This is a genomic window from Candidatus Didemnitutus sp. (assembly GCA_019634575.1).
Classification (GTDB): domain Bacteria; phylum Verrucomicrobiota; class Verrucomicrobiia; order Opitutales; family Opitutaceae; genus Didemnitutus.
Genome location: JAHCAY010000001.1, coordinates 2,573,114 through 2,586,164, shown reverse-complemented (window position 1 = coordinate 2,586,164; position 13,051 = coordinate 2,573,114). Strand labels below are relative to the sequence as shown.

General features: G+C 69.8%; 7 protein-coding genes. 2 read left to right on the top strand and 5 right to left on the bottom strand.

Going from position 1 to position 13,051, the window contains the following annotated elements; translation table 11 throughout:
* Positions 1–3: 3 nt before the first annotated feature.
* On the bottom strand, positions 4–1,314 hold the full coding sequence (locus tag KF715_10875; protein ID MBX3737185.1) for a histidine kinase: 1,311 nt from the start codon (positions 1,312–1,314) through the stop codon (positions 4–6).
* The gene (locus tag KF715_10870; GenBank protein ID MBX3737184.1) at positions 1,311–2,063 is read right to left on the bottom strand and encodes a response regulator transcription factor; all 753 of its coding nucleotides are present in this window, start codon (positions 2,061–2,063) and stop codon (positions 1,311–1,313) included. Before KF715_10870 ends, KF715_10875 begins: the two co-directional genes overlap by 4 nt.
* 185 nt (positions 2,064–2,248) lie before the next feature.
* On the opposite strand from KF715_10870, the gene KF715_10865 reads away from it, so the two are divergent.
* Positions 2,249–3,475: a hypothetical protein gene (locus KF715_10865; GenBank protein ID MBX3737183.1), complete on the top strand. Its 1,227-nt coding sequence runs from the start codon at positions 2,249–2,251 to the stop codon at positions 3,473–3,475.
* A gap of 4 nt (positions 3,476–3,479) precedes the next feature.
* Entirely contained in the window at positions 3,480–9,518 is a 6,039-nt protein-coding gene (locus tag KF715_10860) for a delta-60 repeat domain-containing protein (GenBank protein ID MBX3737182.1), read from the top strand.
* On the opposite strand, the gene yjfF is transcribed toward KF715_10860, so the two are convergent.
* Genes yjfF through KF715_10845 form a run of 3 tightly spaced genes read right to left on the bottom strand, consistent with a single transcriptional unit; the run spans position 9,498 to position 13,046 of the window.
* Positions 9,498–10,451 (bottom strand): sugar ABC transporter permease YjfF, encoded by a 954-nt coding sequence (yjfF, locus tag KF715_10855; protein ID MBX3737181.1) that lies wholly within the window; start codon positions 10,449–10,451, stop codon positions 9,498–9,500. The genes KF715_10860 and yjfF overlap by 21 nt on opposite strands.
* Entirely contained in the window at positions 10,448–11,545 is a 1,098-nt protein-coding gene (locus KF715_10850; protein ID MBX3737180.1) for an ABC transporter permease, read from the bottom strand. The genes yjfF and KF715_10850 overlap by 4 nt, the downstream gene beginning before the upstream one ends.
* Positions 11,538–13,046: a sugar ABC transporter ATP-binding protein gene (locus KF715_10845; protein MBX3737179.1), complete on the bottom strand. Its 1,509-nt coding sequence runs from the start codon at positions 13,044–13,046 to the stop codon at positions 11,538–11,540. Before KF715_10845 ends, KF715_10850 begins: the two co-directional genes overlap by 8 nt.
* Between the last annotated feature and the right edge of the window lie 5 nt (positions 13,047–13,051).

Sequence of the window (13,051 nt, the reverse complement as noted above, 5' to 3'; positions counted from 1 at the left end):
CGCTCAACCCTCGGGCAGCTCGCGGAAGGGCACCTCCATCCGCGCGGTGGCGCCGATGGGATTGCGGATCAGGTCCAGCGACGCATGCGTGCCATGCAGCGTGGCGAGGCGCGCGCGGATGTTCGCGAGGCCGACGCCGCTCGAGGGCTTTGGTGTGCCGCCGGGGGCCTGCGGATCGGCGACCTCGTCCGTGACCTCGACCACCAGCCGCTCGCCGCTGCGCCAGGCGTGCAGGTGGATGACGCCGGCGCGGCCGTTGAGGCCGTGGATCACGGCGTTTTCGAGCAGCGGTTGGATCGACAGCGTGGGAATGGCGGCGAGCGCGGCGGCCGGGTCGACGCGGGTCTCGACCCGCAGCGCCGCGCCGAAACGCACCTGTTGGATGCGCAGGTAGTGGCGCGCCATCTCGATCTCCTCGGTGAGCCGGACCTCGGCGTGGCCGCTTTTGTCCAGCGTCGTGTGCAGCAGCGCTCCGAGCGAGCAGATCATCTCGTCGGCGACCTCGACGTCGCTGCGCACGAGCGACGAGATGGCGTTGAGCGAGTTGAAGAGGAAGTGCGGCTGCAGTTGCAGCTGGAGCGCGGCGAGCCGGGCGGCGGAGAGTTGCGCCTGCATTTGCGCGGCGCGGCGCGCGGTGCGCTGGAAATAGAGCACGTGGGCGATCGCGACGAGGCACCAGTAGAGCGGCAGCGATTGCCGGCCGCGCAGGAACCACGGCGGCGGCGTGATGCCGAAGTGCGTGACGTCGCCGTTCTCGCGGCGGACCCAGCCCTTGCCGGTGCCGCGCTCGAAAAAGATGTCGCGCGTCCCTTCGCGTCGCTCGTGGGGCGGAGGTGCGTCGAAATGCTCGCCGGCTTCGGTGGATTTGCCGTTCGGCGCCGGCGGGCTGGGCTTGAATTCCGGAAACGGCGGCGTGCGCTCGGATTCCTCTCCCGGCCCCATGCGGTGAAAGGAGAAATGCATCGTCGTCGGCCGCCCTGGGCCGGCCATGAATCCGCTGGGGGATTCGAGGCAGATCACGGAGATCGCGGTGGCGAAGGCGTGGATCACGAGCGCGCGCGGCCAGTGCGGTCCGGCGATGGGGAAGCGCAGGCAGAGCCACACCGCCGCCGGCGCGACCAGCGCCCACGGGGCGAGCCGCATGGCGGCGAAGCGCACGTTGTCGCCGAAGGGCATGAAGCCGCTCAGCCAGGGTTGGATGGAGAACAGGAACCCGAGCGCGATCCAGCCGGTGGGGAGCCACCACCATTGGCGGAAGGGGAGGAGCGGCGGCGCCTCGGTGGCCGTTTCCGGGGCGAACGGCGACTGCGTCACGCGGCGGTCCCTTCGCGCCGCGCGTGGGCGGCGGTGCGTTTCTCGAGGCGTTCCTGGAGTTCGCGGAAATTGCGTTGCAGCCGCACGCGGGCGCCGCTGCGGAGCAGCAGCACGTGTTCGCCGGGCTCGTCGAACAGCACTTCGTTCACCCGGTCGAGATTCACCGCGGCGGAGCGGCCGGTGCGGAAAAAGAGATCCTCGCCGACCTCCGCGAGCGTGTCGGTCATCGTGCCGCGCAGCACGTGGTTGCCGCTCGAGGAGTGGAGCACGACGTAGTTCGCCGCCGCCTCGATCCACTCGATGTCGTTCACGTGCACGACGACGTAGCGATCGCGCGATTTCACCAGCAGCCGGTCGCTGCGGCCGGTGCGCGTCGCGTCGGCCGTGGCGGCGAGACGGGATCGCGCGCGGCCGAGCGCCCGGGCGAACTGCTCCTTGCTGTAGGGCTTGAGAAGATAGTCGACCGCGTTGGCCGCGAACGCGTCGACGGCGTGCTGCGGGAAAGCGGTGGTGAAGATCACCGCGCGCGCGCCTTCGTCGAGCGTGTGGGCCACCTCGAGTCCGTCGAGCGGCGGCATCTGGATGTCGAGGACCAGGATGTCGGGTTGCAGCTCCCGGGCGAGGCGGAGCGCGTCGGCGCCGTTCGTGGCCGCGCCCGCGATTTCGAGATCGTTTTCCGTGGCGAGCAGGCGCCGGAGCTTGTCGAGGGCGAGCGGTTCGTCGTCGGCAATCAGGACTTTCAATTTCATCGCGAGGTAAGTGTGCGGAGTGGGACCGCAACGGAAGGCGTTGGAGCCAAAAATGACACAACGGCGCGCGACGGCACGCCCGCTGCGGCCGCTCCGCATCGTTTCGCCGCGGTTTCGTCCCTGTCGGCGGCCGGTTGGTCCCGAAGTGGTCGCGGGAATTTTTTTCGGCTGTCTAAACCCGCCAAATGGTTTTCCGCCCAGTTCTCCTGGCGGGCGCTCTGGTGTTGTCCGCCGCGTCCGTTCTCGCCCAATCGCTGCCGCCGGCCCCGGCCAAGGAACAATCCGAGGACGAGATAATCCGCGACCTCAACGCCATCGACGAGCTCGCCGTGCCGCGCAACCAGATGACCTTCGCCCTGCGCTTCGGCGGCCAGCTCAAGGCGACCTTCCGCAACGTCGGCACCATCTCCTCCTCGCTCGATCTCAAGGACACGGCCACCGAGGCGAACCGCACCTACAACGACGGCTTCGTCAACCTGCGGAGCACGACCGACTCCGACGGCACGCCCACCGCGAGTGACGGACGCACCAATTTCTGGAGCTACGCCGCCTCCTCGCAGGTCAGCAGCGATCTCTCGGGCATCAACTTCCACCGCTACGAGACGGAGGGACAGGGCACGTCGATGAGCGCGAAGAGCAGTCCGTCTATCGGCATCGACGTCGAGGGCTCGCGCGAACTCTGGCGCTTCGGCCGCATCCTCGGGCCGGGCCGCCGCGTGTGGACCGTCGGCGCCGAGGTCGGCGCCGGCCTCAACACGCTCAACGCCAAGACCACCGGCTCCATCGCCGTCACGCTGCGCACCATCACCGACACCTACTCGCTGCTCGGCGCCGCCCCGCCCGGTGGCGACCCCGCCGACTCGAGCAGCACCGGCTACACCGCGCCGTCGACCACCACCCAGACCGTCACCAACGCCGACGGCACGACCTCCAGCCAGACGATCAACACCACCACCCACCTCGCCAGCACGCCGGAGAGCCGCGTCGAGACCGTCACGCCCGACGGCGCGACCGTGAACGGCCTTTGGCAGATCAAGGGCGCGTATTTCGGCCTGCGCGCCGGCCCGTGGCTCCGCTGGCAGCCGAACGAGCGCTTTTCCATGCGCTTCGCCCTCGGCGGCACGGTGAGCGTCGTCGGCCTCCGCCTGCGCTACGCCGAGACCCTCGATATCCCCAATCTCACCACGCCCGTCGAGGCGGGCGACGAGTCCAATTCCTCCACGCAGGCGCAGGTCGGCGTGTTCGGCGGCATCGACGCCGAGTGGTGGATGAGCGAGCGCACCGGTTTCTTCGGCAGCGCCTCCTACGAAATTTCCCATCGCGAAGGCGACCTCGCGCTCGGCGGCCGCAGCGCGCTCGTGAAGTTGTCCACGGGCCTCGGGATCCGCTCCGGTCTCAGCTTCAAATTCTAAAGGCATGAAACTCCTCCGCATTTTCGCGCTCCTCGGGAGCCTCGTGCCCGCGCTGCTCCACGCGTTCGACCCGAACGCCAACGGCAACATCTACGCCACCGCGGTCCAGGCGGACGGCAAGGTCATCCTCGGCGGCGGCTTCACCGCCGTGCAACCGCCCAGCGAAGCCGCGCCCGTGACGCGGCAGCACCTCGCGCGCTTCAACGCCGACGGCACGCTCGACGCCTCGTTCGATCCGGTGTTCGACGGCGACGTCGTCGCGGTCGTCGTGCAGTCCGACGGCGGCATTGTCGTTGCCGGCAAGTTCACCACCGCGCAAGGCGCCGGCGGCGGCGCGGCCGTCGCCCGCTCCGGTCTCGCCCGGCTCAACGCCGACGGCACGCTCGATGGCGGCTTCGACCCGCGGCCCACCGGCGGCAGCGCGTCCACCGCGCAGGTCGCCGCGCTCGCGCTCGATGCGAACGGAAACATCCTGATCGGCGGCAGCTTCACCACGCTCCAACCCGGCGGCACCGGCGCCACCGTCGCTCGCGGCCGCCTCGCGCGCCTGTCCGGCAGCGGCGCGATCGACGCCGATTTCGCCCCCAGCTTCAACAGCCTCGTCTTCGCCCTCGCGGTGCAACCCGACGGCCGGATTCTCGTCGGCGGCGGCTTCACGACCGTGCAATACGGCAGCGCTGTCGCCACGACGGCGACGCGCCTCGCCCGGCTCAACGCCGACGGCTCGCTCGACACCGGTTTCGCCGTCCTCGCCAACAACCGCGTGCTCACCCTCGCACTCGAATCCGACGGCGCGATCCTCGCCGGCGGCGATTTCACCGCGGTGCGCGGCTCAGCCGACAGCAGCGACCAGACCCGCAGCTTCCTCGCGCGTTTCAAGTCCGACGGCACGCTCGACAGCTTCGAACCGCGACCCGATGCGAGCGTCTCAGCCGTCCTCGTCCAGCGGGATGGAAAGATCCTCGTCGGCGGCGACTTCGCCTCCTTCCTGCCGGCCAACTCCGGCACCAGCACCTCACGCACCTATCTGGCGCGGCTCGCCACGGACGGCTCGGTCGACGCTTCCTTCGCGCCGACGCCGAACGCCGCCGTGCGCTCCCTCGCGCTCCAATCCGACGGCCGCATCCTCGCCGGCGGCCTGTTCACGCGCTTCTTCCCGGCCGGCGTCACCGACGGCGTCCTGCGCAACCACGCCGCGCGCCTCCTCGCCAGCGGCGACCTCGACGGCACGCTCGCGAGCGCCGAGGACGGCAGCATCTCCGCCGCCGCCGTCGAAGCCTCGGGCAGTGTCATCGTGGGCGGCACTTTCAACACGCTCGGCGGCCTCACGCGCCAGAACCTCGCCCGCATCCTCGCCGACGGCACGATCGATCCGGCCTTCAACCCCGTGCTCGATGGCAGCGTTTCCGCCGTCGTGATCCAGTCCGACGGCAAGATCGTCATCGGTGGCGCGTTCACCAAGATCGGCAGCACCAAGCGCACCTACCTCGCGCGCCTCAACGTCGACGGCTCGCTCGACACCTCCTACGCGCCCGGCCCGAACGGCGCCGTGTTCGCCCTCTATCTCAAGAGCGACGGCAGCGTCCTCGCCGGCGGCAACTTCTCCGCGTGGTATACCGAGAACGACAGCGACACGACGACCGACAACACCACCGACAACGTCAGCCGCGCCTACCTCGCCGAGATCGACGCGGCGGGCAAAGTCACGAGCTTGAACTGGAGCCTCAACAGCTCCGTCTACGCGATCGCGCGCCAGACCGACGGGAAATTCCTCCTTGGCGGCGCGTTCAGCGCCATCCGGGGCACGACCCGCACGGCCTTCGCGCGCGTGAGCGCCGACGGCACGGTCGACTCCGGCGTCAATCCCGCCCCCGACGGCAGCGTCCGCGCCATCGCCGTCCAGTCCGACGGCAAAATCCTTTTCGGCGGCACCTTCACCACCCTCCAGCTCGACGACGGCCAAGGCGACGACGACGACAAGGACGGCCTCACCAACGACGACGCCGACCGCCGCAACCTCGCGCGCCTCAACGCCGACGGCTCGCTCGACAAGACCTACAATCCCGGCGCCGACTCCACCGTCACCGCCATCGCCACGCTCGCCGACGGCCGCGTCGTGATCGGCGGCTCCTTCACCCATGTCGGACCGAGCGACGCGCTCGCCCGCAAATACCTCGCCGCCATCGGCACCACCGGCACGCCCGACAGCAGCTTCACCACCCAGACCAACGACCGCGTCTATTCCAGCGCGAAAGCCGCGGACGGCACCCTCTATTTCGTCGGCCGATTCACCACCGCAAGCAGCGGCACCAGCGACACGCTGGCCGCGAGCAACCACATCCTGCGCCTCGCGAGCGACGGCACGTTCCAGGCGTCGTGGACCGTCACCGCGTCCAATCCCACCGGTGCGCGCGTCGCCGCCATCGCGCCGCAATCCGACGGCCGCGTCCTCGTCGGCGGTTCGTTCTCCAATCTCGGCGGCCAGACCACGACCAACCTCGCCCGCTTCTCCGCCGCGGGCGTGCGCGACACGTCGTTCACCACCAGCGCCGACGGCACGGTCAACGCCCTGCTCGTCCAGTCCGTCACCGCCTCCTCCGCCACCAAGACCAACACGCTCGCGTGGTTCGAATCCAGCGGCAGCGTGCGCGCCTCGTTCGGCCGCGGCGATCTGTCCAACGTCACCGGCCGCATCAACGCCGTGCTGGTGCTCGGCGACGGCTCGCTGCTCGTCGGCGGCGCGTTCACCATCACCGGCAGCAGCATCAAGCACCTCGCGCACTTCCGCGCCGACGGCACGCTCGACTCCGCGTTCAACCTGTCGCTCGACGCCAGCGTCGCCGCGCTCGCCCTCCAATCCGACGGCAAGATCGCCGTCGGCGGCGCCTTCACCTCGATGGGCGGCTACACCCGCAACTACCTCGCGCGCCTGAACTCCGATCTCAGCGTCGACACGACCTTCGCCCCACCCGCGCTCAACAGCAGCGTCGCCGCGCTCGTCGTCCAATCGGACAACGCCATCGTGGTCGGCGGCTCGTTCACCAGCGTCGACGTCGACGACGGCCAAAACGACGACGACGACGGCGACGGCGCCACAAACGACGACACCGGCCGCGCCTACCTTGCGCGCTTCAAGTCCGACGGCACGCTCGACACCAGCTACGACCCGCACGCCAACGCCGTCGTGGCGGCGCTGCTGCTGATGCCGGACGGCAAGATCCTCGCCGGCGGCTCGTTCACGACCTTCACGCCGAACGGCTCCTCCTCCGCAACCGCGGCCGCCTATATCGCGCTGCTCAAGACCGACGGCACACCCGACACCAGCCTCGCTCCCACGCCCAACGGCCCGGTCATGGCCCTCGCGCGCCAGGCCGACGGCAAGATTATCTTCGGCGGCAACTTCACCACGCTGCAGCTCGACGACGGCGAGGGCGACGACGACGACGGCGACGGCACGAAGAACGACGACGCCGACCGCCACAATCTCGCGCGCCTCAACGCCGACTTCACCCTCGACAAGACCTTCAAGCCGGAACCCGACGCCTACGTGCAGGCGATCGCGGTGCACGCCGACGGTCGCATCTTCATCGGCGGCGCTTTCTCAAAGCTCGGCTACGTGCCCACGAACGCCGACGCCGGCGTCGGCCGCAGCTTCGTGGCCGCGCTCACCAGCAGCGGCGCGATCGACACGACCTTCAATCCCGTCGCGGACAACTACGTCTACACGATCGCTCTGCCCGCCGACGGTTCACTCATCATCGCCGGCGCGTTCGGCGACCTCCGTTCCGAGGCCTTGCTCTATCTCGGCGGCGAATTTTCCAGCGTCGGCGGGCTCGAACTCCCGCGCCTGGCCCGCCTGACCATCGACGGCAGCGCCGACAGCGGTTTCAACCCGGCACCCAACGACACCGTCTACGCGCTCGGTGCGCAGGCCGACGGCAGCGTGCTCGTCGCGGGCAAATTCACGTCGATCGCCGGCGCGACCCGCAATCGCCTCGCGCGCTTCACCGCGAGCGGCACGCTCGACGGCAGCTTCGCGCCGTCGGTGGACGGCGCCGTGCGCGCCCTGGCCGTGACGCCGTCCGGCGCCATCGTGATCGGCGGCGAGTTCGCCAACGTCGCTGGCTCGGCCCGTTCCCGTCTCGCGCGCCTGACCGCTTCCGGTGCGCTGGACGCTTCCTTTTCGCCGTCGGTCAATGGGCCGGTTCGGGCCGTCGCAGCTCTGCCCGACGGTCGGATCCTGATCGGCGGCGAATTCACTTCGGTCGCCGGCCAGTCGCGTAACAACCTCGCGCGCCTCAACGCCGACGGCTCGCTCGATGCGAGCTTCAACCCCGCGCCCGACGGCGGCGTCTACGCGCTCTCCGCCCGCGTCGACGGCACCGTCCTCGTCGGCGGCGCGTTCACCAACCTCGCGGGCCAAAGCCACGCCAAACTCGCGCTGTTGAAGGCCGACGGCTCGCTCGACACGACGTTTACCGCGACGGCCAACGCCTCGGTGCACGCGCTCACCGGCCTGCTCGACGGCCGCGCGTTCGTGGGCGGCGAGTTCACGACGCTCGGCGGCGCCGCGGACTTCCTGCTCAGTCGCGTGAGCGGCGCCACGAGCGGCGCCTACAGCTTCGCGGTCGGCTCCGATCTGCGCTCCGCCTCGTGGACGCTCTCCGGTTCGGCGGCGGATTTCGTCGCGGTGACGCTGTCGTATTCGACCAACAGCAATCTGTGGACGACTTTGGGGAGCGCCACGCCCTCGTCGGACGGCAAGACGTGGGCGTGGTCGGGTTCGACGGCGCTGCCCTCGGGCACCAACTACCTGCTCCGCGCCCGCGCCATCACGGCCGGCTCCGGCGGCGGCGCGGCCGGCGTCACCGAGGCCTATTGGCAATTCTTCAACACGACTGCGGCCGGCACGGTCACGGTCGGCGTCTACTCGGGCGGCAACTCCGGCTCGTCCGGCGGCAGCGGCTCCAACGGCGGCAACTCCGGCTCGGGCAGCGGCACGGTCTCGCTCACAGGCACGCGCTACGCCTCCACCACCAACGCCGGCGCGACCGGCTACTTCGCGGACTTCAGCGCGCTGCTGCGCCTGAAGGGCAGCGAGGTGCAGTTCGTGAATTTCGTGATCACCGGGGCGAACTCGCGCCGCGTGTTCCTCCGCGCCGCCGGGCCGAGCCTTGCGCGCATGAACATCTCCGACTTCGCGGCGCAGCCGAAATTCGAGGTCTACACCGGCACCGGCGCCTTCTGGGCCGCGGGCGCCACGCCCGTGACCGACGCCACCACGCTCGCGCTCGGCAACTCCCTCGGCGCACTGACGCTCGCCTCGGGCGACGCCGACAGCGCGCTCGTCACCACCCTCGCGCCGGGCTCCTACGTCATCGCGGTGTGGGACGCCGCCGGCACGGGCGGCGCGGTGATGACCGAGCTGTTCGAAGCCGACGGCAACGTGCCGTCGCGCTTCGTCGCGTATTCCAGCCGCGGCGGCGCCAGCACGAACACCGGCACGCAAACCGTCGAGTTCACCATCAAGGGCAGCTCGAATCAGGGCGTGCTCGTGCGCGCGCTCGGCCCCGCCCTCGCTGCCCAAAGCCTCAGCGGCGGCAACGCCGACCCGACGCTCCAGATTCAAAACAGCTCCGGCGCCACCGTCGCGACGAACGACAACTGGGAAACGCCCACGACCACCAACGGCACCTCCGGTGTCACCGCCGCGCAGCTGAGCACCATCGCGACCAACGTCGGTGCCGCGGCGCTCGCGAGCGGCAGCAAGGACGCCGCACTCTACGTCTCGCTCGCGCCGGGCAGCTACACCGCGAGCGTCTCGGGCGTGAACTCCGCCGCCGGCTTCACGGAACTCGAAATCTACGAAGTCCCCGCCACCACCGGCACCTCCGGCGACGGCACCGGCGGCACGACGACGAACAACTCCAACAGCTCGTCGAACAGCTCGGGCGGCGGTGGCGGCGCTCCCGCCCCGTGGGCCGCCGGCTTGCTCGCGCTGGCGCTGCTCGGCCGGGCGTGGTCAGCGCGCCGCGCGCGGTAAGCGCACGCGTTGCAGCAGGACGAACGTCAGCAGCAAAAGCCCGACCACAATTCGCATCCACCATGAACTCAGGCGACCGTCGAAGAGGATGGCCGCCTGGATTGTTCCGTAGATCAACACGCCGAGCACCGTGCCCGCGATGTGGCCGCGGCCGCCGCGCAGCAGCGTGCCGCCGATCACGACCACCGCGATCGCGTCGAGCTCGAGGCCGGTGCCCATGCTGGAGTTGCCGGAGCCGGTGTAGAGCGAGGCGACGATGCCGGCGAGCGCGGCGCAACCGCCGTTTACCGCGTAAACCGCCACGCGCGCCGCTCCGACCGGCAACCCCATGAGCAGCGCCGACTGCTCGCTCCCGCCGACCGCGAAGAGCGTGCGGCCGAACCGCGTGTGATGCGCCACGACGTAGCCGAGCAGCACGACGCCGAGCGCGATCAATACCGTCGTGGGCAACGCTACCGGGCCGAGCGCCAGCTCGAACGAGGCGAGTTGCTCATACCACGGGTGCGTGATGCCGACCGACTCCGTGTTGATCCAGAACGCCGCGCCGCGCATGAAAAACATCCCCGCGAGCGTCACGAGAAACGCCGGCAACCGGAATAGCTGGATCAACATTCCCATGCCGCCACCGAACACCACGCCGAGCGCGAGCGTCACGCTCCACGCCGCGAGCGGCGACCAGCCGCGACCGAGCAGCGTGGCGGTGAGAATCGACGAAAACCCCACAACCGAGCCGACGGACAAATCGATGCCGCCGGTGAGGATCACGAGCGTCATCCCGATTGCCGTGATCGTGAGAAACGCGTTGTCCGCGATCAGGTTCACCGCGAGACGCGTCGAGAAAAAACCCTCGTAGAGGCACGACGCCGTGACGAACAGGGCGATGAAGATCGCGGCCGTGAGCGCGAGCGGGGAGATTTGGCGCGGCAGCTTCACGCGACTCCTTTCGCGCCCGGCAGGAAGCGCCGCAGCCGTGCGCGCAGTTCCTCGGATTGGATGAGGCAGACCGCAACGATCACGATCGCCTTCGGCACCGGCGCGATCGCCGGCGGCACGCCGCGGTAATACATCGTCGTCGTCAGCGTCTGGATCAGGACCGCGCCGAGAAACGTGCCGAGCAGCGTGAAACGCCCGCCGGTCAGCGCCGTGCCGCCGACGACGACGGCGAAGATCGCATCGAGCTCGGCGTTCTCGCCCGCGCGATTGGCATCCGCGGCGCGGATGTTCGCGGCAGTGAGCACGCCGGTGAGCCCGGCGCACAGGCCGGAGAAGACGTAAGTCAGCGCCTTGATGCGCGCTGCGGCGATGCCGACGAAGTGGCTCGCGGTCTCGTTGTCGCCGACGGCCTCGATGAACAAGCCGGCCGCGGTTTTCCGGAGCAACATGTGCGTGCCGACGAACGCCGCCGCGACGAGCAACGGCGCGACCGGCAAACCGAGCAGGTAACCGTTGGCAAGATACTCGAAGCCGGCGTGCGAAAAGATGATGACCTGTCCGCCCGAGATCAGCTGCGCCACGCCGCGGCCGGCGACCATCAGGATGAGCGTCGCGACGATCGGCTGCAGCCCGATGCGCGCGACGAGCGCGCCGTTGATCGCGCCGCCGACCACGCCGACGCCGAGCGCGGCGGCGAGCGTGAGAAACAGTCCGGCGCCTTGATTGAGCAGCAAGGCCGACACCGCGCCGGCGATGGCGACGAGCGAACCGACGGACAGATCCACGCCGCCGGTGGCAATCACGAGCGTCATGCCGAGCGCGAGCAGCGTCGTGCGCGAACCTTGGAGGAGAATATCCACCGGCACGCCAAAGACGTGGCCGTCGCGCCAGCCCAGTTTCAGAAACGCGGGATCGGCGAAGAGGTTGACCGCGAGCAGCGCCGCGATGCCGCCGAGCAGCCACGCGTGCTGGCGCACGAAGGCGAACGAGGTGGTCGCCGACGTCCTCGGCGGCGACGAGGCATGTGACGCGTTCGTGGCGCCGCCGGGGACGTCGGCGCCCACCTGTGGGCGATTCTTCGGCGCGTCACTCATGGCCGGACATCACGCGCATCAGTTTCGCGGTGGTCAGCTCGGCGCCGGCGGGCACTTCGCCGGCGAGGCGCCGCTCGCGCATCACGAGCACGCGGGTGCACGTGCGCACGATGGACTCGATTTCCGAAGAAATGAGGAGAACGGCGAGGCCTTGCGCGCGGAGCTGCTCGATCAGCGCCTCGATCTCGGCCTTGGCGCCGACGTCGATGCCGCGCGTCGGCTCGTCGAGGATGATGAGCTGCGGCCGCGTCGCGAGCCAGCGGGCGAGGAGCACTTTCTGCTGATTGCCGCCGGAGAGATTCTTGATCGGTGTCTCGGCGTCGGCGGTCTTGATGCGCAGGGCACGGATGTAGTGCGCGCACAACTCGTCCTGCTGCGCGCGCGACAGCGTGCGCCAGATTCCCTGCTTCGCCTGGAGCGCGACGACGAGATTCTCGCGCACCGAGAGATTCGGCAAAATGCCCTCGGTCTTCCGGTCCTCGGAGCAGAACGCGAAACCGAGGCGCGCGGCATCGCGCGGATTGGCGACGCGCACGGGCACGGCGCCGGCTTTCAGCGTGCCGGCGTCGGCGCGGTCGATGCCGAAGAGCAGGCGCGCCGTCTCGGTGCGGCCGGAGCCGAGCAAGCCGGCGAGGCCGACGATCTCGCCCTGGCGCAGCGCGAAGGAGCACGCATGCACGGCGCCGCGGCGCGCGAGGCCGTCGGCGGCGAGCACGCTCGCGCCGGTCGCGGCACCCGCGACCTGTTCACCGGTGCGGCCAGACTCGTCTTTTACCGCGTGGCCGAGCATGTGGCTGACGAGTTGCAAGCGCGGCAGTTCGGCGGCGGAAAATTCGCCGACGAGCTGGCCATTGCGCAGGACGGTGATGCGGTCGCTGACGGCGTAGACCTGGTCGAGGAAGTGCGTGACGAAGACGATGCCGAGGCCTTGCGTGCGGAGCTGGCGCATGAGCTTGAACAGCTCGGCGACCTCGCGCTCGTCGAGGCTCGCGGTCGGCTCGTCGAGCACGAGCAGGCGCGCGCGCAGATCGAGCGCGCGCGCGATGGCGACCATTTGCTGCGTGGCGACGGAGAGCGTGCCGAGTTCGGCGTCGACGTCGCACTCGATCGCGAGGCGCGCGAGCGCTTCGCGCGCGTGACGGCGCAGCGCGCGCCAGTGGATGAATCCCGCGCGACCCGGCTGGCGGCCGAGCGCGATGTTTTCCGCGACGGAGAGCGACGGGATGAGATTCACCTCCTGGTAAACCGTGCTGATGCCGGCCGCTTCGGCGTCCTTCGGCGACGCGGGGCGGATCGAGGTGCCCGCGAGCGTGAGTGTGCCTTCGTCGGGCGTATGCACGCCCGTGAGGACTTTGATCAGCGTCGATTTGCCCGCACCGTTTTCGCCCATCAGCGCGTGGATTTCTCCGGCGCGCACGGTGAAGTCGACGCCCTGCAACGCCGTCACCCCGCGGAAGCGCTTGGTGATGCCGCGCAGCTGAAGCAGGGGCGCGTCGGGCACGGCCA

Bases quoted from the DNA above. Each gene is read 5' to 3' on its own strand.
- KF715_10870 (MBX3737184.1), bottom strand. From the start codon at position 2,063: ATGAAATTGAAAGTCCTGATTGCCGACGACGAACCGCTCGCCCTCGAC.
- KF715_10865 (MBX3737183.1), top strand. From the start codon at position 2,249: ATGGTTTTCCGCCCAGTTCTCCTGGCGGGCGCTCTGGTGTTGTCCGCC.
- KF715_10860 (MBX3737182.1), top strand. From the start codon at position 3,480: ATGAAACTCCTCCGCATTTTCGCGCTCCTCGGGAGCCTCGTGCCCGCG.
- KF715_10850 (MBX3737180.1), bottom strand. From the start codon at position 11,545: ATGAGTGACGCGCCGAAGAATCGCCCACAGGTGGGCGCCGACGTCCCC.